We start from the raw sequence: 22,460 nt of genomic DNA, 5'->3' as shown, positions 1-22,460 counted from the left end.
CAAGTGGCGAGTCAGATTTTACGGCCCCTCACCTCACACTATCAAGTAGAAATCAATCTAGACTATTTAATGTACAAATTGACAAAAGAAATACTTGAAAGTACTGCAAACAACAATTATTATCATTTACATCAATATTCAGTAAGGTTAATTATGTACGTTTGTTTGTGTCACGGCATTACCGACAAAGCTATTAAACAGGCCGTTCGCGAAGACGGTGTGGGCAATATGCGCCAGTTACGTGAAGCGCTTGGCGTGGGTGATCAGTGCGGCAAATGTGTGCGTATGGCGCAAAGCATCGTTGACAACACGATTATTGATGAATCTCTATTTAAAGAAGTGTGTTAACCCAACCTAGCGGAGTCAACACTCGCTAGGAACACCAAAAAATCAGTGCCTTTTTAGCGTTCATTAGTATTATGACGCAGGGAACAAGACACAAATAAAAAAAGAGTCCTACAGGACTCTTTTTTTATGGATGATTAACTGCTCTAAACGCAGCCAATCGACGTCGTTTAGAGCAACTGCCTTTGTTACTTATCAGCGCGTTTTTCAGCGCTTTCTTTAACGATTGTTTGCAATTCGCCCTGCTGAACCATTTCCATGATGATGTCACAACCACCAATAAGCTCACCGTCGATCCACAACTGTGGAAAAGTAGGCCAGTCAGCGTATTTTGGCAATTCTGAACGAATGTCAGGGTTTTGCAGAATATCAACGTAAGCAAACTCTTCGCCACAAGACATCAACGCCTGTGATGCCTGAGCTGAAAAGCCACAGTTAGGCAATTTAGGCGACCCTTTCATATAAAGAAGAATGGGGTTTTCACTGATTTGTTGCTGAATTTTTTCAACTGTTTCCATAAATATTCTCACTCAAAATTTTATTAACGCTAGTAATGCGGTCAAGTTTACCGTTTTCAAGGCAATATACCAATGCTCCCTTGTGATCTTTATTGGTTTCAAATTATTATCAAGCTTACCCCTTGTAATGTACCTTAAGCGCCCTAAGATCGGTGACTGGGTTTCAGGATAACTTTGGACAAACCGTTTTATATTCGTGTATAAAACATTAGCGTTTACACAAGGTTAGACACACGATTTTTGTTAACTTTAAATGGAGAATTATCATGGCTTTCGAACTACCAGCTCTTCCGTATGAAAAAAATGCTTTAGAACCACATATCTCAGCTGAAACGTTGGAATATCACTACGGCAAGCATCACGCGACTTATGTTACTAAGCTAAACGGCTTGGTTGAAGGTACTGATATGGCGAATAAAGATCTTGAAGAGATCGTTAAATCGTCAGAAGGCGGAGTTTTCAATAACGCTGCTCAAATCTGGAACCACACGTTCTACTGGAACAGCCTAAGCCCTAATGGCGGCGGCGAGCCAACTGGCGCCCTTGCTGATGCAATCAATGCTAAATGGGGTTCTTTCGCAGACTTCAAAGCCGCATTAAACGACAAAGCAGTTAACAACTTCGGTTCAAGCTGGACTTGGCTTGTAAAAACTGCTGATGGCAGCCTAGACATCGTTAACACTAGCAACGCAGGCACCCCGTTAACGGATGCAAGTGTTACCCCTCTACTAACAGTAGATTTATGGGAACATGCTTACTACATCGATTATCGTAATGCTCGTCCTAAGTACCTTGAAGGTTTTTGGGCACTAGCAAACTGGGATTTCGCAGCGAGCAACTTCGCTTAAGCGATCCTGATCTGATTAACGTAATCAGAAGATGATTTAAAAGCCTCGATAAATCGAGGCTTTTTTGTATCTGATGTCTTCCCGCTTGTGCCAATAATCATCCTGCACTTTATCAGTAGCATTCTTTAAAATTTGCCAATAATAGGCGCCTGTTCATACTCCATTCAGTCTTGCCTACTTTGCGCTTCTTTTGCGCCAACTTCGTTAGTGCTTAAAAATCAGTTTTTAGCATTCTCTAGAAAATATTGTTCTAAATCTGAAACATACAAATGCCAATAAGGGTCTAATCTTACCAGTGAAGCCAGAAAATTTTCTATATGTGAGGTCGAGTTATGGGAATTTTAGAGCAATATCAGACACGGTACGAAGCCCGTAAAGAAGAAGAATTAACCATCGACGAATTCTTAGAAATCTGTAAAACAGATGATTCAGCATACGCCAATGCAGCAGAACGTCTTCTTAAAGCAATCGGTGAACCAGAAATGGTCGACACCGCCAAAGATGCCACCTTAAGCCGTATTTTTTCTAACCGAATCATCGCTCGTTACCCAGCGTTTGACGGATTTTATGGCATGGAAGAATCAATAGAACAAATCGTGTCTTACCTTCGGCATGCTTCTCAGGGGCTGGAAGAAAAGAAACAAGTGTTATACCTGCTTGGCCCTGTCGGTGGTGGCAAGTCTTCTTTAGCAGAGAAGCTAAAAGAACTGATGCAGCAACAGCCCATTTACGTACTCAAAGACTCCCCGGTGAACGACCACCCCCTTAGTTTGTTTGATTCGAATGAAGACGGCTCATTGCTGCTTAACGAGTATGGTATTCCACATCGCTACCTAAGAACCGTCATGTCACCATGGGCACGTAAACGCTTACATGAATACAACGGGGACATCCGAAAGTTTAAGGTGGTCAAGTTACACCCTTCAATACTCGATCAGATTGCGGTTGCTAAAACCGAGCCCGGTGATGAGAACAACCAAGACATCTCCGCCTTAGTCGGCAAAGTGGATATCAGACGTTTAGAGCACTTTGCCCAGAATGACCCTGATGCCTACAGCTATTCAGGAGCATTGTGCCGCGCAAACCAGGGCCTAATGGAGTTTGTGGAGATGTTTAAGGCGCCTATAAAAGTGCTTCACCCCTTGTTAACCGCCACTCAGGAAGGTAATTATAATTCCACCGAAGGTTTGTCTGCCCTGCCTTTTGAAGGCGTAATATTGGCCCACTCAAATGAGTCAGAGTGGCAAACCTTTCGCAATAACAAGAACAATGAAGCCTTTCTTGATCGTGTATTTATTGTCAATGTGCCATATTGCTTGCGCGTATCAGAAGAAATGCAGATTTATCGCAAACTCATCGATAACAGTGAACTATCCGGCGCCCCATGTGCCCCAGACACGCTAGAAACCCTAGCCCAGTTCAGTGTGTTATCTCGTTTGAAAGAGCCTGAAAACTCGAGCATTTATTCAAAAATGCGGGTGTACGACGGTGAAAGCTTGAAAGACACGGATCCTAAGGCCAAGTCCTATCAAGAGTACCGAGATTACGCAGGTGTGGACGAGGGCATGCAAGGTCTATCGACCCGCTTTGCATTCAAAATATTGTCTCGCGTCTTTAATTTTGATCCACAGGAATTGGCCGCCAACCCAGTGCATTTATTTTATGTACTCGAGCGCCAGATTGAACGTGAGCAATTCGCCACCGAAATTGCTGATAAATACAAAGAGCATTTAAAAGGTTATCTGATCCCCAAATACGTGGAATTTATTGGTAAAGAGATCCAAACCGCGTATTTAGAATCCTATTCTGAATACGGTCAAAATCTGTTTGACCGTTATGTCATTTATGCGGATTTTTGGATCCAAGATCAGGAATATCGAGATCCTGAAACCGGCCAGCTATTTGACAGAGAAGCGCTGAATACTGAGCTTGAGAAAATTGAGAAAACCGCAGGTATAAGCAACCCTAAAGATTTTCGCAATGAAATAGTCAATTTCGTGCTGCGCGCTAGAGCCAATAATAAGGGCAAGAACCCAAGCTGGACCAGCTACGAAAAATTACGCACTGTGATTGAAAAGAAAATGTTTTCCAACACTGAAGATCTATTACCCGTTATATCGTTTAATAAAAAAGGCTCTGCGGAAGACGAGAAAAAACACGATGATTTTGTCGCCCGTATGGCCGAAAAAGGCTACACCCAAAAGCAAGTCAGATTGTTATGCGAATGGTATTTACGGGTGAGGAAATCTTCTTAATGTGGCACTGGTAAACAACAGCGCTCCAATGGAATCCATTGAGGTAAAGTAGTATGGCCCATTTTATTGATCGACGGCTCAACGGCAAAGGAAAAAGTACAGTCAACCGCCAACGTTTCCTGCGCCGTTACAAGGAGCAAATTAAGAAGGCGGTGTCTGATTCAATCAACAAACGCAGTGTCACCGACGTGACCAGTGGTGAAAAAATCGGCATTTCCAGCCGAGATATATCTGAACCTATTTTTCATACAGGTAAAGGGGGTGCCAGAAGCATCGTGCATCCCGGCAATGACCAATTTACCGCGGGGGATAAGATCAAACGCCCCGATTCGGGTGCCGGGCAAGGCGGGGATAGCAACGCCAGTGATAGCGGTGAGGGACAAGACGACTTTGTTTTTCAAATTTCAAAAGACGAATACCTAGATCTTCTTTTTGAAAATCTGATCCTGCCGAATCTCGAGAAAACACAGCAGGATAAACTGGTTGAATATGAAAGCTATCGAGCGGGATTTGTATCAGACGGTGTCCCGAGTAATTTAGATGTAGTGCGATCTTTAAAAGGGTCGGTAGCTCGGCGCATCGCTCTCAGTGCCGGTAAAAAAGCGCAATTACAGTTACTGCAAGCGCAGCTTGCTGAAGCCCTCGAATCTAGTCTGCCTGATCAACATATGCTGGCAAAGCTAAAAGAAGAGATAACGCAGTTGGAAAAGGCCATTGCTCGCGTGCCCTTCATCGATACCTTCGACCTTCGCTTTCGCAATTATCAAAAACGCCCCATACCTTCAAGCAAAGCCGTTATGTTTTGCCTAATGGATGTGTCGGGTTCAATGGACCAAGCCACCAAAGACAAAGCCAAACGGTTTTATATCTTGCTGTATTTATTCTTAACACGCACCTACAAGGATGTCGAGGTCGTCTATATACATCACCACACTCAAGCCAAAGAGGTCGACGAACAAGAATTCTTTTATTCAACAGAAACCGGCGGCACGATTGTCTCAAGTGCCTTAGTGTTGATGAAGCAAATCATAAAGCAGCGTTTCTCTCGTCATGAGTGGAATATATACGCAGCACAGGCGTCTGATGGAGATAACTGGACAGACGATTGCGCCAAGTGCACTGAATTACTCGAAAAGAACTTGCTGTCTGCGGTGCGTTACTTCGCTTATATCGAAATTACTGCACGTCAACATCAAAAGCTCTGGCATGAATATGAAAAGCTCAGCGAAACCCATAATAATTTTGCCATTAAGCATATTGTTGATGTTGATGACATTTACCCAGTTTTCAGGGAGCTGTTCGACCAAGGCATAGAAAAACAATCAGGAGTGGCTTAGCTTATGAAAAATACTCAAGCAGATGTGCAGCACAAGCAAACTTCCGATGTGCTAAGCGATGGCCCCGACTGGACTTTCGAGCTTTTGACCGAATACGAACAAGAGATTGATCGCGTAGCGAAACATTATGGCTTAGACATTTATCCCAACCAGATAGAAATTATTACCGCTGAACACATGATGGATGCCTACGCGAGTATCGGTATGCCGGTTAATTACGCCCATTGGTCTTATGGCAAAAAATTTATTCAATCAGAGCAAAATTATCGCCGCGGCCAAATGGGATTGGCCTACGAAATCGTTATTAATTCAGACCCTTGCATTGCCTATCTAATGGAAGAGAACACCATGCCTATGCAAGCACTGGTAATAGCCCATGCTTGTTACGGCCATAACTCGTTTTTCAAAAACAACTATCTTTTCAAAGCATGGACAGACGCTAGCTCTATCATAAACTACTTATTATTTGCCAAAAATTATGTGGCTAAGTGCGAACAAAAATATGGTGTGAGTGAAGTCGAGAATGTGCTCGACTCTTGTCATGCGTTGATGAATTTCGGCGTTGACCGCTACAAACGGCCGCAGAAAATATCCATGCAGATCGAGCGGGAGCGCCAGCAAAATCGTGAGCAACATATCCAATCTCAAGTGAATGAATTATGGCGTACCTTGCCCAAGTCTGAAGCCAAAAGCAGTGAACCTAATCGAAGGTTCCCTTCTGAGCCTCAAGAAAATGTGCTCTATTTTATCGAAAAGAACGCCCCTTTGTTGGAACCTTGGCAACGAGAATTAGTACGTATCGTGCGTAAAGTATCTCAGTATTTTTACCCACAAAAACAGACGCAGGTTATGAACGAGGGGTGGGCCTGCTTTTGGCATTACCATATACTTAACCATCTCTACGATGAGGGTAAACTCACAGATAAGTTTATGCTCGAGTTTTTACACAGCCATACCAATGTGGTGGCACAACCGGCATATAACCAACCGAATTATTCAGGCCTCAATCCATATGCACTCGGCTTCAATATGTTTATGGACATAAAGCGCATTTGCCAATCACCCACTGATGAAGACCGCCAATGGTTTCCCGAAATTGCAGGCAAAGATTGGTTGGAAACAGTCCATTTCGCTATGCAAAACTTTAAGGATGAAAGCTTTATCAGTCAGTTTATGTCACCAAAGCTAATGCGTGATTTTAAGTTTTTCGCCATTGAAGATGATGAACAAAACGCGTTTCTCGATGTTTCCGCCATTCATGACGAAGCCGGTTATCACGCCATCAGAGAGAAGCTATCCGCGCAATATAACTTGAGTAATCTTGAGCCAAATATACAAGTGTATGATGTAGACTCCAGAGGCGACCGCTCTTTAACCTTGTCATATTTACCACAAAACGGTGTTCCACTGGCTGACAGCCACCATAAAGTGTTAAAGCATCTACATCATTTGTGGGGATTTTCTGTTAAATTAGAGCAAATAGACGAACACGGTTCACGGCAAACACTTGCTACCTACCCGGATCAGCCGGTAGAGAATTCACAACCCCTAACAGGCATCATAATTTAGCGTACCTCCTGGTCCTAACGTCGCAGATTATATTGCCCAATATCAAACTATTTCAGATGTGACAGAATGACAGTTCAGAAAAACAATCCCTTGCACGGCTTAACCTTGCAACACATAGTGGAAACACTGGTCGAAAAGCTAGGTTGGGAGCGAATGCACGAGCAAGTAAAAATCAATTGTTTCAAAAGCGATCCAAGCGTTAAATCAAGCTTAAAGTTTTTACGCAAAACGCCTTGGGCTAGAGCCAAAGTCGAAGAGCTTTATTTGTATACCACTAGAAGCAAATCTTCATCCCCTAAGAAAACCGTTCAAGCGCCCGCTTCTACCGGTGAATTTGTTTGGCCTGAGCCTAAAAAGTAGAGTCATTAACATTTATACAATGAAGTACTTAGCTGCATACCCTGGACACCTGCAAGACAAAATAGAGCAGCTCCTTGAGCAAGATAAATTAAAAGACTATTTGCTCAAAAGCTATCCCCATGCGCATGACGTGAGCAACGACAATGCATTACGGCAATATGTTATGGACCTAAAGAACCGTTTTATGCGTAAGTCTGCACCGCTTAGTAAAATCGCATTTGATCCAAAAATACATGTGGTTAACCATGCGTTAGGTTTACACACGTATGTTTCACGGGTGCAAGGCGCGAAACTCAAAAGCAAGAATGAGCTTCGCGTGAGTACGCTATTTAAACGTGTTCCAGAGCCCTTCCTCAATATGATTGTGGTGCACGAATTAGCACACCTAAAAGAGAAAGATCACAACAAAGCATTCTATCAACTATGTTTACATATGCTGCCGGATTACCATCAATTGGAATTTGATCTGCGAGTTTATTTAACTCAGATTGAAGCCCGGGGCGACATTTTTTAATTCAATCTTTTTGGACACCTAATGGATTATCAATTTATTCGGAACGATCGCGCAGAGCCTGCCGCCATTTTTGAAATGGGGGCGGAAACGCTCGGCTTATGGTTCAGTGAAGAGCTCGGTCGAGATCGCCAGAAAATAAAGCACTTGTTGGATGTTATTCAGCAATTAGAACACAAAGACATTGAGCAATACGCGTTGCAAGGGCGTGAATTCAATATGGATTTAACGCGAGATGAGATAGAAGTTTACGCGGCCATAACCCGAGATGAAGGCGAAATTGATATTCCTGAAGACACTGAATTATACGATCAAGAATCAATCTGCGGTTGCGGCTTAGAAGACTTCAAAGAAGTGCTGTTATCATGGCAACAATTTGTAGGCAGAATGTAGCTCACCGGTCGGATTGTTATCGTCAAAATTGTATTTGCAGCACCGCATTTAATCTGTTTGAGCTCACATATATGATGATATTCGAGACAGACTGGTTTCGAACTACTCTGACAGACGGCTATGAGCGACGCAGGAGTAGCAGCCAACTGTTATTTGTCCTGCTTGAGCGGCTTGCTAGGGCTTGATTGAGCCTTACGTTTTAGTAGAAAATAAGTTATCCCTAAAGCGAGAGTAACCAAAGCTAGTCCCATAATTTGTTCGGCTGAAACAATTTTAAGGTCTAACACTATAATTTTTCGTGCTACAGCCATGAGTGCAGTTGCCACAACTAACTCAACTGGGATTATATGTGAGCCAAGGTATAATCGAATATTAATAAATATTTCAACAGCGATTAATACAATCATGAATGCACCAAAGACCTGAAGGATATCTTCTACGTCTAGAAGGAAGTATGGTGGTACTGATAACCTCATATAAAGAACATAAACAACGTCAGCAATACTCCAGTAAATTACTAACACCATCAAAATAGCCAGTATTTTAATCGCAAATCTAATATTAGAGTGTAATAGGTTCAATAATTTATCTGACGTGTTTTCAGGTAACTCTTCATGTTTCATAATATCTCCAGAGTTAAGCAAATAGCGCAGAAAGCCCTAACGCTTAACACTAACGAATCCCCTCATAATTATGAGCAGAAACAATAATATAGACACGCATGGTGCTATTTGATGTTTTTTATCAAGAAAGAGGATTTCGCCAAAAACTAACCAAGCTGCTACCTACAAAGAATAACACCATGCGTGATATCCATATCTTACATGATTTGCTTAAAAAACAATGCCCTAATCTACATGCCAAACGTCTTTCCTCTTTGATGGTTGCCACTCAATCTTTGCTAGATGGCCAGCAACTGTCGTTGACCGAATTAGGACAAAATATCTCAGGCTCCGTGGCCCCGAAACACAACATTAAACGCATCGACAGGCTGCTTGGAGCAAAAAAGAAAGACACCAAAAAGAAACAAAAAGAAAGACACCCATGATAAAAATGGTCAATTTTCAGGGCTAAGCTAGACTTGAAGTGTGTCTCATTTTTATCAGGTAGCTGGTTATGCCTCAACCTCGAAAAAGCCAAATCAGTTTAATCGATACCCCTTATTACCATTGCGTTTCCCGCTGTGTGCGGCGTTCTTTCTTGTGTGGAATAGATAAATACTCTGGCCAGAGTTTCGAGCACCGCCGTGGTTGGGTAGAAGAGCGTTTGTTGTTTTTATCTTCTGTATTCGCCATAGACATTTGTGCCTATGCGGTTATGAATAATCACACGCATGTGGTGCTATGTGTGGATAAAACAATGGCTGATAATTGGGATAGCGATGAAGTGTTGAGACGTTATCACAAGCTACACAGAGGCACATTGCTGACCCAGAAGTTCATGAACGGCGATACGCTGAGCCAAGGCGAGCTAATCACCTTTGATGAGACCGTTGAAACCTATCGGCAACGTTTGTACGACATAAGCTGGTTTATGCGTGACTTAAATGAGTATATTGCTCGTGAAGCCAATAAAGAAGACAGCTGCACTGGTCGTTTCTGGGAGGGTCGATTTAAATCACAAGCCCTGTTAGATGAAAGTGCGGTGCTAGCGTGCATGGCCTATGTAGATTTAAACCCCATTCGCGCAAAAATAGCAGAAACACCTGAAACGTCAAAGCACACCAGTATCAAAAAGCGCATTCATGCCGCTAAAAACCAACAGTCACAACCCAGTGTTTTACTGCCCTTTGTCGGAAATCCTCGTGAAAATATCCCTCGAGGTATCACTTACTCACTCAAAGACTATTGTGAATTGGTAGACACGACAGGCCGATGCATTCGTGATGATAAGGCCGGTCATATTGATAACACTCACAGCCCTATTCTACAAAGATTAGGCTTAGATGCTGCTCAATGGTTAACATTAACGACCGAGTTTGAAAAACACTTCTGCTACGCAGCAGGTGCGGAGCAAATGATGAATGCATTCAAGCGCCACACTCATCATCAACGGCTGCGGGGAATGACCAAAGCGAAAGCGTTGTTAAGGCGCGCCTAACACATTACAACTAACACATCTAATGCATCTCTTGTAGCGTTAGCGTTTGCCTGGTAATTGACCTTACGCACCATTTCCTTCCTCAACGCTCACTTTTCCAGTAAAAATCCCCAATCATTCAAATGAAAAGTACTTTAATGCTTGTTGAGGGGTATTCCCCCCTTCCAAGCAGAAGAGTTTTTGATACGATTCTAAAGATGGGTGTCTATGTAATTTGGGGATTAGACTCTGCTCAGTGGTTAACATTAACCACGGAGTTCGAAAAACACTTCTGCTACGCAGCAGGTGCTGAGCAAATGATGAATGCATTTAAACGCCATACCCATCATCAACGTCTGCGAGGAATGACCAAAGCGAGAGAGTTGTTAAGGCGCGCCTAAATCAATTTCGAACACTACATATCATGCTTATCTTGTAGCCAGCTTTCTTGCCTCAAAATTAACCTTGCGCTGCGTTTTCTCCGTCAACACTCAATATTCCAGAAAAATTCTCAATCATTCAAATGAAAAGTACCTCAACGCTTCTTTAGAGGTATTCCCCCCTTCTAAGCAGAAGAGTTTTTATACGATTTTAAAGATGGCTGTCTTTGTTAACACTAAGCAGAAGAGTTTTTGATACGATTCTAAAGATGGGTGTCTTTGTTAATATTGTTTTTGTTAATATTGCTCTATTCTACAAAGATTAGGATTAGACGCTGCTCAGTGGTTAACATTAACCACTGAGTTTGAAAAACACTTCTGCTACGCAGCAGGTGCGGAGCAAATGATGAATGCATTTAAACGCCACACTCATCATCAACGGCTGCGAGGAATGGCCAAAGCGAAAGAGTTATTAAGGCGCGCCTAACACATTACAACTAACACATCTAATGCATATCTTGTAGCGTTAGCGTTTGCCTGGTAATTGACCTTACGCACCATTTCCTTCCTCAACGCTCACTTTTCCAGTAAAAATCCCCAATCATTCAAATGAAAAGTACTTTAATGCTTGTTGAGGGTATTCCCCCCTTCCAAGCAGAAGAGTTTTTGATACGATTCTAAAGATGGGTGTCTATGTAATTTCGATTCTAAAGATGGGTGTCTATGTAATTTCGATTCTAAAGATGGGTGTCTATGTAATTTCGATTCTAAAGATGGGTGTCTATGTAATTTTCAAACATTACATATCATGCATATCTTGTAGCCTACTCCCTTGCCCGAAAATTGACCTTGCGCGCAGTTTCCTTCCTCTACGCTCACTTTTCGAGTAATAATCCCCGACCATTTAGATCAAAAGTACCTTGTCGCCTGTTGAGGGGTATTTTCCGTTCGAAGCAGGAGAGTTTTTTACACGATTCTTAGGATGGGTGTCTATGTAATTGTTGTTTTAGGATGGGGGTCTATGTAATTGTTTGTTAACATTATCTCAATATTGAAGAACAAAATATAAATCAAGAATGGACTAAGGTAGCAAATGGCAACTAACAAAAAAATCATGGTGGGAATTTTACTCGCTGAAAAAGCGCTCCTAAAATTCCCATATTTAAAGCGTTAGTCATCTAATTGAATTTACACCGCTACAAAGTAAAATTGCTAATATCTAATGGCGATGGTTCTAAATATCATTTTGTTGGTACTTGGATAGGCTTTGCTGGCTTGTTTGCCTTTTTTTTCCATATCAGTATTCTCTCTGACCCAAGAGCAGCTTCTGCAGCTGCAAGTATAAGTGTAGGTGGGGCTTATTGTTTATATTGGTTTGCAACCCAACATAAAATAATGCTGTATGTTCTTAGTTATATGTCGTTCCTAGTGTACGTGTTTTTGTTTGCAATTTGGGTTCAAATTCGTATTAGTGACACTTCACAAGAAGCAACTGTCATTTGCATTTATGTGTTATATTTTTGTTCAATATTTTTAGTATCAGCATTCTATATTAGGTGTTTGAGTAAAATTAATGCCTAACAAAAAAATCATGGTGGGAATTTTACTCGCTGAAAAAGCGCTCCTAAAATCCCCATATTCAAAGAGTTATGTTTACAAGGATTCGTTCAGTTAATGTTCACTCGTACCAAGCTCCCCACTGATTTAGAGATATTAGATTTCATTTATAAACATTATTTTGATGACTTCTGTCGCTATGACCTGGATGAGAATATTCGTGCTAACAAGTTATATGTTCCAATCGATTGTCATTTGATAGCAGATGCATTTGGTACTAACGGTGATATTATCTTTGGACGTTTATATTATTACCTAGCTCACAAATACAAGTACAAATCATCCGATAAGACCACTGTTTCAATATTTGAATTTGAAGTCGGTGATGAACCTAAGTGTGTTAACTTCCCCTTTTTAGCTTCGGTATTAGCTGACTTAAAGTTACAAGATAAACGTTTTAAATATACATTACGGGCTTCTGTTTCCGCTGTGATTATTTCCTTGGTTGCACTTGGTATGAGCGTAATGGATAAGTTAACATGAAACATAACAAAAACATTATTTCGCTCGTAAACTCGCTGGGACAATTACTCACTGGCTGGCGCTTCGCGCAGTATAGCCAGCAAGTAATTGCCCCATATGTTAAGCGTTATGTTCTTCCGTGTATTCGAAGCTTTCCCTACTAATAAAATGAATGAGGTTATTTTTGAAAATTATTAAAAAAGACTTTGTGAATGAAGATACAGAGTCATATTGCGCGAAGGGGCATAAGCTTTCTTCCGGTACAGCTTATTATATGGAGTCCGAAGACGGTAAAATCTACTTTGGAGGTAAACAATGCGCGGAGACTCATGGAACTAATGATCTAAAGGATGTACCAGATCTTACTAAGTCTTTAGTTTCTCTTGGTACAGGTACGCAGACTGGTGGTGGCAACGGTAGTGGCGTAAGTGAAGAAAAAAAGAAGTCATTGGCAATATCGTACCTCTTATTACGAGAAGAACTTTTAAATGAGTTTACACTCAATAACAACTCTCTCTCGTATAAAAGTTTAAATGAGTACTATAATTATTATATTGAGAACAACGACTTAAGCGAAAAGCAAATTAACCATATATTGAATTTAGAAAGATACTCATCTCAAAAGGTCGATACTAAGCTCTCTATTCGGAATTTATCTACTTGCCATGCTTATAAATTTATTTTGGATAGAACGGAAGCTCACCTTAATGAAAGTGAAAAAGAAGACGGTATTAAATTCGTCCAGTCATTAAGAAAATACCTATTAAGTCGCTGTACTCTTCAGCCTAAGCAAGTTATTGGGCTTAGCAATTGGATTCAGTATTTACCTAAAGACCTTAGGGATGCAAAACTTAAGAACTTTGATTAACAGAACATAACAAGAGACTATGGCGTCAATAGCTAACTTTTAGCCTTTGGCGCTTCCCACATGACCCCGTCTCTTAGCATCGAATTTAAAATAACGACCATCTTTCTAATGCAGGCAATAATAGCCACTTTCTTAGGCTTACCAGCAGCGACCAATCGTTGATATGTTTCCTTGAATACGGGGTTACTTTGTATCGCTGACATCATCGCCATGTACAAAACGGTTCTGACTTGATGTCTGCCTCCTTGGATTTTCCGCAACCCTTTATAGCGCCCACTTTCTCGATTCATGGGAGCCACACCGACTAACGCAGAGGCTTGTTTGTTGGTCATGTAACCTAACTCTGGCAGATTACTGATGATGGAAGCGGAGGCTATTTTTCCTATCCCTTTCATGCTCTGTAGGATGCAGTTCTTCGCTTGATAATCAGGACAAGATTCAATGAGCGCGACAATTTTATTCTCGATTTTGGTTATCTGGTTTTTAAAGACAGTGAGAATAGGTTTGATGGTCATGGCTAGTTCTTTTGGTAGAATTTGCAGGCGGTTCTTTTCCATTGTTTGCATGACCAATAATTGATTTCGCCTTGCAACTAAATCACTCATAGCCTGCATCGTTTCTGGTTTTAACTGAGATAACTTAGGCTGAATAGCTTCACCATAATGCGCAATCAATTGAGCATCTAGTTTGTCTGTTTTAGCTCGCTGACCTATTGCTCCAGCAAAGCGTTTAATGTGAATGGGTTGGCGACAACGAAGGGTAAATTGGCATTTGCACATGCGATAATAAACGGCATTTCTAATCGGCCAGTCGCTTCAATAATAATGCGCCCAGGTGCGCGTTTTTTGATTATTTTTATCGCCTCCTTGATACCTTTTTCATCATTAGAAACAGTGAAATAAATATCGAGAGGGCGGATATAAATATCTAATTGAAACTTGCCCGTATCGACACCGACGTTAACGTTTTGATTTGTTTTTGTATTCACAATAAGCTAACTCTTGCTTGCATAATGCGGGTTGAGACCCAGTAGACTATTCGAGTGTTTTGCTTGGAGTCCTTTGTGGCGTTCTTTCTTGTTATCGGTCTCTCAACTGAAGAGCCATCGCTCAATCGAACTACCACAAAAGAAGGCTTTAGTTGCTGCTAAAGCTTGGGTCTCACTTTACCTCACCCCGATTAAAATCAGGATGATTTACCTGGGTTATTATCCATACAAGGCGCTCAAGCAAGGAATTTTAAAGTTTGGCTCGGCTCGTACCTCGCCAATTTTAGCCAAACTTCACAATCCGCTTAGCTTGGCGTTAAAATCATCAAGCTCGAACGGCTGCTTTTCGCTCATTACTGCCGTTTGGTATTTCACATCTGTACGACCGCTTTACGTACATTGCTGCCGTTTAAGTGCTAGACCTAAAACGACAGCGACTGGCACTTAACCGACAATCAAATTTGCTCAAGCTCTTGTAATACAAGCCGTAAGATAGAGTTCTTAAAAATTCACTTAAACCATCGATTCTCCGTCAAACGTCTGTCTTTCGTATTCGTGGACTACTGTTTGATTTCGGATTAAGGTCCTTTTTTTAAAAAATCAGCTTTCATTCCGTGTAAACGTTTTAGCATCAAACTCAGCATTCATATTCTTTAACTACACTCTATCAGCGGTAAGCCAAGTTTGTTGACTTACCCTTTACGCTGTCGAGTAGTAAACAGCATTACTTTATTCGCGTTATAGAAAGGAAATAGCAATGAAAATGAAAAAGGAAGATATACCCGTTGTAATGCAAGCCCCCGGAATGATCATGCGCTCCCAAGCGGGATTGGGAGATATGACGGTTGTTTTTCATGAACTACCAAAGGGCACTGACTTTACACCCTTGCTTAAGGGATTAAACAACAACAACTGCCATTGTCCGCACTGGGGTTATATATTCGAAGGGACGTTCCGCTTTATATACGATGACGGTACACAAGAGTCATTTGAAGCCGGCGACGTTTTCTACGCACAGCCAGGGCACACCGCCATCGTCGATAAGGATCTGAAATTTATTGATTTTAGCCCAACCAAAGAATTAGCTGAGGTAATGTCTAACGTGGGTAAAGTTATGGCCGAAATAGCTTAATAACACGCTTATGCTTTCATATATTCAGGCTTGAATCTAATCATCGGTATCGCGAATTCAAAGTGACCGTTTCGTTCAGGCCTGCTTTCTCACCTAAGCAATTTTCTGATGTTTGCTCTTCCCCCAGTTTCGTTTTTTAAAAAAGTCGTCGTCACAATTTTTTCATTTTATTGTCGTTAAAGAGTCACATGGCCACTCTAAGTTGTTGGGCTGCGTTTACCCAAGACAATTAAAAAAAGGAACAAGCAGTGCAACCACTCAATAAAGTGTTAAAACTTAGTATGTTAACTATGGCGGTCGTTTTTGGCCTTTCAGGCTGTGCCCTTGACGGTGATGACGGGCAAGATGGCGCCGCAGGTGTTGACGGCGCAAATGGCACTGACGGAGCCGATGGCCAAAGCCTGCCCCGTGACGTAAACATTGAAGTGGTGGGCCGCTTTACCGCCGGGGGCATAGAGGTGTTTGGTAAGAGTGCTGCTGAAATCGTTCAGTTTCACCACGCTTCGACTACCGCATTCGCGATTAACTCTGCCGTTAATCAAATTGAAGTGATTGATTTATCGGGCTTAACCACCGCTGCTGTCGCTAACCCGTTTTCTGATGCCAGTTTACAATCTAGCGCATTTACATTTGCTGATAGCGTAACGGTAAAAGATGAGGCAAATGCAGATCAAACCATCACCTTAGGAGCAGCTAACTCCATTGCCATTAATGGTGACATGCTGGCGATTGCGGTCGAGGCCAGTGTGAAAACCAGTCAAGGTGCCGTATTGTTTTACCGTTTAGATGCTACTGGCCAAGGTACCTTTATCAAGGCCGTTGCCGCAGGTGCTCTGCCGGATATGGTGGCGTTCAACCCTGATGGCAGCAACGTATTAGTCGCTAATGAAGGTGAGCCAGACACAGATTACGCAGTTGACCCAGAAGGTAGTGTGTCTATGATCACCATCGAAGATGGTGTTCCAGCTGACACAGCAGAAACGATTAATTTCACCACAGATATGACGTTTTCAAGTGACACACTTGATGATGAAGATTTTGACACGGATGCAAAGCGTAAGGCGTTGCTGCAAGCGTCAGGAGTTAAATTCGCTGGCCCAGCGGGCATGACAGTCGCGCAAGAATTAGAGCCTGAGTACATTACCTACGCAGCAAACGGCAAAACTGCCTATGTATCACTTCAAGAAAGCAACGCTATTGGCATTCTCGATTTAGAAGACATGACGATTGAAGTGCGTGCCCTTGGCTTTAAAGATTGGAATGATTTTGAATTAGATTTCACTAATAAAGATGAGTTCCCTAATTTTAGCAATGTAGACGGCCTGTACGGCATGTATCAGCCAGATACAATCACGTCATACCAATACAATGGCGCGACCTTTATTTTATCAGCCAATGAAGGGGATTCTCGTGATTATTACGCCTACTCGGAAGAAGTCAGAGTAGCGGATATTATTGATGAAGATGAACTGAATATGACACTCTCCCCTAGCTTACAAGCCACATATGACCTAAGTGGTGGCGATGATGGCCTGGGGCGTTTAAAAGTCACCACAGCCTTGGGAGATGCAGATCAAAACGGCGAGTTTGAAGCCTTGTACGCTTACGGCGCGCGCTCGTTTTCTATCTGGGACCAAAACATTAATCTTGTGTACGATTCTGGCGATGACTTCGGTAAGATTTCAGCCGCTATTTTAGGCAATGACTTTAATAGCGCCCACACCGAAAACAAAGGCGACAACCGTTCTGATGATAAAGGTGGCGAGCCTGAGGCCATTACCGTAGGGGAGATAGAAGGTCGAACTTACGCATTTATTGCCCAAGAGCGATCTGGTGATCTGTTCGCTTACGATGTCACAAATCCATTCAATGTTGCTTATGTGGCCCATTACAACAATCGGGATTTCAGTACAGACTTCGAGTTAGACGATGATTTAAACAATCCTTGCGATGAAGCCGAAGGCATGGACTGCAGCGAAGTCGCCATATCGGGTGACTTGGGGCCCGAAAGCATTCAATTTGTCGCCCCAAGTGACAGCCCAAATGGTAATGCGCTATTGATTATCGGCAACGAAGTAAGCGGTACAGTGACTATTTATCAAGTGACTGAGAAATAAAAAATATTGCATAAAAACCTTGGTCAAATGCTTTGACCAAGGTTACATCTTCTTATACCTGCTTGAGTAATAACCCGATGCCACTGTGATGTTCTGGCGAGAAGTTTTCGCGTTTGGCAAAATCACTCAGTATAAAAGCCGCATCTTGCTCTTGCTGGGATTCGAGTAAACTCGAGAACCCCATAGTCCAGTCACCAAACTCACGTATACCAGTGCTTTTCGTCATCACCAAGCGGACATTTTTATGCCGAGGATCCTGCTTTATTTTGGCATACAGCTGATTAACCTTCACTTCATCACCTTCAATCACCTGAAAAAAGTGGCGAGACACCGTAATCAGCTTACCGCTTATCCCCTGCTCACTATTGATAGCTCTGGCTGAGATAAGGATGTCTTGCAAATCGTTTTCATTGAGCGATTTTGCAAAATCGCTTACGTAAATCAATTGAAACATAACACCTAACCTTCTTACTCAATAGGGAACGAATAAACGTCTAGCTTACTCGGTAAATCAACTGAGTAAGCTAGACGTTAGTCTAATAACTTATTCACCTTTTCTGGCCTGAAAGGTCAAGTATCAAACGCACAGGTGAGCAAGATGCCTAATTGTTAGACTCAGCAGCGGCAATACTCTTCTTAATCAAAGGAGAAATGGTTAAGCCTTGTACCACGATGGAAAAAATAACCACTATGTAGGTCACAATGACCATTAAATTATGCAAATTATGACCATTGCCTAACATAGTGTCATTGGGAATAGACGCCGCCATCGCGAGCGCTAAACCACCTCGTAAACCCCCCCAAGTCAGAATACGTACCGAGTTTAAGTCGTAGCGCCTAAACTGCCTAAAGACTAAGTAAGGAGTGCCAACACTTATGAAGCGCGCGAACAACACAGCGGGGATCATACAAAGACCAATCAAGATCTCGTCTAATGATAGGGTCATACTGACAATCAGCATGCCGATCAGTAAGAACAACAAAGCATTTAGGAAGGTATCTGTGGCATGCCAGAAGTTCTTGATAAAGCGGATACTAGAAATTCGTGCTAAAGGCGCACCTTTTGAGCGGGTGACATTGCCGATGAAAATCCCGCACATCACCATCGCCAGCGCACCTGATACATGCAATGCGATCGCAAGCGCATACCCCGCAGACGGAATGGCCAAGGTGACTAATAAGCGAACGTTAATATCTGGACTTTTTATGATCAAGTAATGGGCAATCACCGCCAGCACTAAACCAAAAATAATTCCCCCTACCGCTTCTGTTAAGAACAGCTCAGCAACGCTGCTAACTGTTGGCTCAACACCGCTAAATGCAACAGCAAACAAAGTAGAAAAAATAACCAAGCCTACCCCGTCATTGAACAAGGATTCTCCTTCGACTTGAATCGAAATGTTTTTAGGCGCCTGCATTTGTTTAATGATCGCGAGCACAGCGATGGGATCTGTGGGGCTGATAAGCGCACCGAACAACAAACAATATATAAACGGCACATCCCAACCAAATTGCGCTAAAACAAAGGCGCTTAAATACCCGACTATGATGGTAGAAACAAGGGTAGAAAACAGCACGAGTATGGTGATTTCCCATCGCTGGCGACGCAAAGCGCGTAAATCAATCTCCATAGCCCCTGCAAATAATAAAAAGCCCAACATGCCATTAAGCAGAATCTGGTTAAAGTTTAGTCTGCTGACCACATTGATAAGCGACTGGGCAGAGTCATCCCCCAGCAGTTTAACTGCTAAAATCAATAACAGAGAAATCACCACAGAGCCCGTCGTAATAGCGATAGTCGTTTGCAGTTTAAGCACGAATTGATTGGTGAAAGCGATAAGGACAGCCAGTGCCCCTAAAAAACAGATCAGATTCCAAGCGTCCATGGACGTTCCTATAGATTAATTGGCTTGTGAGTTGTTGTCGACGTCATGGCAGAAGCGCCAAGAAGAAAACCGAAGCGCACTGGTTTCAGCTGCACAGATTCGACATAACAATTAGGTATTAATTTGACGCGGGGATAATACCCCATGCCATTTAACACGCCTGTTAACATTGATGCGCAAAGTGTTATGGAATGTAACTTCATGAAAAATTTTGCAGCTTCGAGAAGCATTGTTATTTGAAATTGTTTTAATCAGACACCCTTTCAAAGTATCTGATGGTTGATAAATCACTCAGTGAGTGATTAAAACAATTGAGATACGAGAGAAGATACTTTGGCGATTTCATGTGTTGACATGCGCACTCGTGAACCACGAATGCACGCGCCAAGGCCTACCGGAAGAATCTGTACAACTATTGCGTTTAGTTATTGCCTTTAGTTATTGCTTTTAGTTATTGCTTTAACAATGCTAAACGTGTGCCTTCCATTTCCTTAAGAGCTTCTTCTTCGTTTACTGCAACCAAGTAGGGTTGCGGTGAACTAACCACATCATGCTTGAACTCCAACCTAAAGTAATACGTGGCTCCAGCAGATGCTGAGAAAGTATGGAGATCTTCTAATTCAATTTTCGAATTCGTCTCGTGCGCGTTTGCGGCGCCAATAGTATCCATAACGACGCCTAACGGACTGGTTGGAATATATGTTGGGGTAGTCCTTAAATCAGCTTTAAGTGACAGCGTTTTAGGGGTTGAATCAAAAACAAAATAGGTATTGGTCGACATAACCGCTAATTCAGTATCACCTTCAGTAATTAGCCACGAAAAGGCACTACCATAAAGCTGTTTGTTTTTATAAATAAATACGCGTGCTTTGTTGGTATCAACAGCTGAATCTTGCATTACATACGATTCACCAACGGGCTTTGATGCACAACCAAACAGAAAAGCAGCTGCAAGTAATATGGCATGTATTTGAATAAGACTAAATTTCATCCTTGTTCCTCTTACTATTTAAATGTAATAGCTTCCGATAGCGCTATGCTGCTAGCGCTCGTCATCACTAACGATTGGCAACCACCACCGATGGTAATATTTTTGGGCTAAAACAGGTTAATTCAACATGAGTGACTATTCAACTAAATTCAATATCTTGAAAACGTTTAAAATCTAATACGGCCAAGAGAATCAAATACAATGCGCCAATTTTCTTTTCGACAATTTCTATTTCCGCTACATAATTAGCAAAGCCATTAAACAGATATAATGCTTATATCCGCGCAAGCATCTGATCATATTGAAAAATATTGCTATTTAACTAACTAAACTTGCTATTTTCCCCCAGACGGTTAGTATTTTAGACGTCTAAACGTCCATGGTAAAATTATGCAACCTCCTTCACCTACGTTAAATCCTTATTCGACTGGCGCTAAACTCGCGCTATTGCCACTGCTCACCTTCTTGGTGCTGTTTTTGGGTGTCAGCTTTTATTATCAGGCGCAAGGCGTGGAGTATGCTTTTTATCAGTTGCCCTCCCCGTCAGCATTGCTGCCTGCGGTGATACTCGCCGTATTGCTGTCAAAGGAATCCCTTACCCAAACCATGGCGCGATACGTCGAAGGAGCGGGTCACAGCAATATTATCACCATGTGTTTTATCTATTTATTAGCGGGCGCGTTTTCCGCCGTTGCTAAAGCCACTGGGGGAGTAGACGCAACGGTAAGCGTAGGGCTGAGTATTATTCCTGCCCAATTTATCTTGCCTGGATTGTTTTTAATCGCGGGCTTTATTGCCACCGCTATGGGCACATCTATGGGCACACTAGCAGCCCTTGGCCCAGTGGGGTTGGGCGTGGCCCAAGCCACTGGTATCGAGCCCGCTTTGGTGGCAGGCGTATTGGTCAGCGGCGCGATATTTGGCGATAACTTATCAATCATTTCTGATACCACTATCGCCGCAACACGCACACAAGGCTGTGAAATGCGCGATAAATTCAAGGCTAATTTACACCTCGCTTTACCGGCTGCCCTGATTGTTATCGTACTATTGGTCGTACTAGGCGAAACCGGCGAAGCAAATATCCCCCAAGGCACCAACGGCTGGCTAGCCCTGCCCTATGTACTGATTTTAGTGTTGGCGGTTGCCGGGGTAAATGTGTTCGCAGTGCTGGTGATTGGTATCTTGTCTAGCGCAATTATTGGTATGAGTATCACTGATTACCAACTGGTTTCTGTGGGGCAAGATGTATATGCCGGTTTTGGCCAAATGCAGGAGATTATGATCTTGTCGCTGATGCTCGGCGGATTATCCGAACTCATGCGCCAACAAGGGGGGATCGATTTCTTGCTAGCGTCCATCAGCAAGCTTATTCGCGCTTTATCGTTACCCATTAAAATTGGCAACTCGTTAGGTATCGCGGTACTTATCAGCGCCTTAAATGTCTGTATTGCCAATAATACCGTATCGATTATTGTCGCCGGTAGTACGGCTAAAGCACTCGCAGAACAAGGCGGTATTGAGCCCAAGCGCAGTGCCAGCTTACTTGATATTTTTGCTTGTGTGGTACAGGGGCTAATCCCTTACGGCGGGCAGTTATTGATTATTGGCGCAACGTTTTCACTGTCGCCAGTAGACGTCATCCCCTATTCGTTTTATTGCTTTATTCTTGCTGGAGTTACTTTACTAAGCTTTATTTGGCGCGCTAAAAAAGCACGTTAAACCATATAAAAAGGCTTACGCGCAGAGGTTAAAGCATCGATTATGCAATAACATCTGCGGCTTTTGCTGATAAAAATAAAGT

The 22,460-nt window shown here is 42.4% G+C and carries 19 protein-coding genes and 3 pseudogenes; 16 read left to right on the top strand and 6 right to left on the bottom strand.

What is annotated here, in order from left to right; genetic code table 11:
* Positions 1-153 precede the first annotated feature (153 nt).
* Positions 154-348 (top strand): bacterioferritin-associated ferredoxin, encoded by a 195-nt coding sequence (locus AC0VYA_RS06770; protein ID WP_006993419.1) that lies wholly within the window; start codon positions 154-156, stop codon positions 346-348.
* Between the two features lie 185 nt (positions 349-533).
* On the opposite strand, the gene AC0VYA_RS06765 is transcribed toward AC0VYA_RS06770, so the two are convergent.
* On the bottom strand, positions 534-863 hold the full coding sequence (locus AC0VYA_RS06765) for a Grx4 family monothiol glutaredoxin (protein ID WP_011574239.1): 330 nt from the start codon (positions 861-863) through the stop codon (positions 534-536).
* 266 nt (positions 864-1,129) lie between these two features.
* Between AC0VYA_RS06765 and sodB the strand changes: the two genes are divergently transcribed.
* The 7 genes from sodB to AC0VYA_RS06730 all read left to right on the top strand — a co-directional run bounded on the left by sodB (position 1,130) and on the right by AC0VYA_RS06730 (position 8,136).
* On the top strand, positions 1,130-1,711 hold the full coding sequence (sodB, locus tag AC0VYA_RS06760) for a superoxide dismutase [Fe] (RefSeq protein WP_011574238.1): 582 nt from the start codon (positions 1,130-1,132) through the stop codon (positions 1,709-1,711).
* 332 nt (positions 1,712-2,043) lie between these two features.
* The gene (locus AC0VYA_RS06755; RefSeq protein ID WP_475490480.1) at positions 2,044-3,966 is read left to right on the top strand and encodes a PrkA family serine protein kinase; all 1,923 of its coding nucleotides are present in this window, start codon (positions 2,044-2,046) and stop codon (positions 3,964-3,966) included.
* A gap of 53 nt (positions 3,967-4,019) precedes the next feature.
* Positions 4,020-5,303 carry a YeaH/YhbH family protein gene (locus tag AC0VYA_RS06750; protein ID WP_475490479.1) on the top strand — a complete coding sequence of 428 codons (1,284 nt, stop codon included), beginning with the start codon at positions 4,020-4,022 and terminating at the stop codon, positions 5,301-5,303.
* A gap of 3 nt (positions 5,304-5,306) precedes the next feature.
* On the top strand, positions 5,307-6,872 hold the full coding sequence (locus tag AC0VYA_RS06745) for a SpoVR family protein (RefSeq protein WP_475490478.1): 1,566 nt from the start codon (positions 5,307-5,309) through the stop codon (positions 6,870-6,872).
* A 66-nt stretch (positions 6,873-6,938) separates the two neighbouring features.
* A complete protein-coding gene (locus AC0VYA_RS06740; RefSeq protein WP_011574234.1) occupies positions 6,939-7,232 on the top strand; it encodes a VF530 family protein in 294 nt (97 codons plus the stop codon).
* Positions 7,233-7,251: 19 nt separating this feature from the next.
* A complete protein-coding gene (locus tag AC0VYA_RS06735; RefSeq protein ID WP_475490477.1) occupies positions 7,252-7,746 on the top strand; it encodes a M48 family metallopeptidase in 495 nt (164 codons plus the stop codon).
* A gap of 21 nt (positions 7,747-7,767) precedes the next feature.
* Positions 7,768-8,136: a YacL family protein gene (locus AC0VYA_RS06730; RefSeq protein ID WP_011574232.1), complete on the top strand. Its 369-nt coding sequence runs from the start codon at positions 7,768-7,770 to the stop codon at positions 8,134-8,136.
* Between the two features lie 149 nt (positions 8,137-8,285).
* Here AC0VYA_RS06730 and AC0VYA_RS06725 read toward each other — a convergent pair whose 3' ends face one another.
* The gene (locus AC0VYA_RS06725) at positions 8,286-8,762 is read right to left on the bottom strand and encodes a phosphate-starvation-inducible PsiE family protein (RefSeq protein WP_473481249.1); all 477 of its coding nucleotides are present in this window, start codon (positions 8,760-8,762) and stop codon (positions 8,286-8,288) included.
* A 176-nt stretch (positions 8,763-8,938) separates the two neighbouring features.
* Here AC0VYA_RS06725 and AC0VYA_RS06720 point away from each other — a divergent pair.
* The 5 genes and pseudogenes from AC0VYA_RS06720 to AC0VYA_RS06700 all read left to right on the top strand — a co-directional run.
* Positions 8,939-9,136: pseudogene (locus AC0VYA_RS06720) on the top strand (IS4 family transposase); the annotation flags it as partial.
* Positions 9,137-9,252: 116 nt separating this feature from the next.
* Positions 9,253-10,236: a transposase gene (locus AC0VYA_RS06715; protein ID WP_475490476.1), complete on the top strand. Its 984-nt coding sequence runs from the start codon at positions 9,253-9,255 to the stop codon at positions 10,234-10,236.
* Positions 10,237-10,454: 218 nt separating this feature from the next.
* Positions 10,455-10,616: pseudogene (locus AC0VYA_RS06710) on the top strand (transposase); the annotation flags it as partial.
* A 1,653-nt stretch (positions 10,617-12,269) separates the two neighbouring features.
* Positions 12,270-12,695: a hypothetical protein gene (locus AC0VYA_RS06705; RefSeq protein ID WP_475490475.1), complete on the top strand. Its 426-nt coding sequence runs from the start codon at positions 12,270-12,272 to the stop codon at positions 12,693-12,695.
* Positions 12,696-12,858: 163 nt separating this feature from the next.
* Positions 12,859-13,542: a hypothetical protein gene (locus AC0VYA_RS06700; RefSeq protein ID WP_475490474.1), complete on the top strand. Its 684-nt coding sequence runs from the start codon at positions 12,859-12,861 to the stop codon at positions 13,540-13,542.
* 32 nt (positions 13,543-13,574) lie between these two features.
* Here AC0VYA_RS06700 and AC0VYA_RS06695 read toward each other — a convergent pair.
* A pseudogene (locus tag AC0VYA_RS06695) lies at positions 13,575-14,530 on the bottom strand (IS110 family RNA-guided transposase).
* Positions 14,531-15,287: 757 nt separating this feature from the next.
* Between AC0VYA_RS06695 and AC0VYA_RS06690 the strand changes: the two are divergent.
* Both AC0VYA_RS06690 and AC0VYA_RS06685 read left to right on the top strand, forming a co-directional pair.
* A complete protein-coding gene (locus AC0VYA_RS06690) occupies positions 15,288-15,662 on the top strand; it encodes a cupin domain-containing protein (protein WP_475490473.1) in 375 nt (124 codons plus the stop codon).
* A gap of 248 nt (positions 15,663-15,910) precedes the next feature.
* On the top strand, positions 15,911-17,779 hold the full coding sequence (locus tag AC0VYA_RS06685) for a choice-of-anchor I family protein (protein WP_475490472.1): 1,869 nt from the start codon (positions 15,911-15,913) through the stop codon (positions 17,777-17,779).
* A 52-nt stretch (positions 17,780-17,831) separates the two neighbouring features.
* Here the strand turns inward: AC0VYA_RS06685 and AC0VYA_RS06680 are convergent, their stop codons facing one another.
* From AC0VYA_RS06680 to AC0VYA_RS06670, 3 genes are all read right to left on the bottom strand, one after another.
* Positions 17,832-18,233 (bottom strand): BLUF domain-containing protein, encoded by a 402-nt coding sequence (locus AC0VYA_RS06680; protein WP_475490471.1) that lies wholly within the window; start codon positions 18,231-18,233, stop codon positions 17,832-17,834.
* Between the two features lie 148 nt (positions 18,234-18,381).
* The gene (locus AC0VYA_RS06675) at positions 18,382-19,665 is read right to left on the bottom strand and encodes a cation:proton antiporter domain-containing protein (RefSeq protein ID WP_473479380.1); all 1,284 of its coding nucleotides are present in this window, start codon (positions 19,663-19,665) and stop codon (positions 18,382-18,384) included.
* Between the two features lie 451 nt (positions 19,666-20,116).
* On the bottom strand, positions 20,117-20,656 hold the full coding sequence (locus AC0VYA_RS06670) for a hypothetical protein (protein ID WP_473479379.1): 540 nt from the start codon (positions 20,654-20,656) through the stop codon (positions 20,117-20,119).
* A 390-nt stretch (positions 20,657-21,046) separates the two neighbouring features.
* Here AC0VYA_RS06670 and AC0VYA_RS06665 point away from each other — a divergent pair, with 390 nt between their 5' ends.
* On the top strand, positions 21,047-22,378 hold the full coding sequence (locus tag AC0VYA_RS06665) for a Na+/H+ antiporter NhaC family protein (RefSeq protein WP_475490470.1): 1,332 nt from the start codon (positions 21,047-21,049) through the stop codon (positions 22,376-22,378).
* Positions 22,379-22,460 lie beyond the last annotated feature (82 nt).

It is taken from the genome of Paraglaciecola sp. QJM3NY_14 (genome assembly GCF_056173245.1).
The sequence above is the reverse complement of the archived record's forward strand: the minus strand, read 5'-3'. Positions and strand labels throughout refer to the sequence as shown.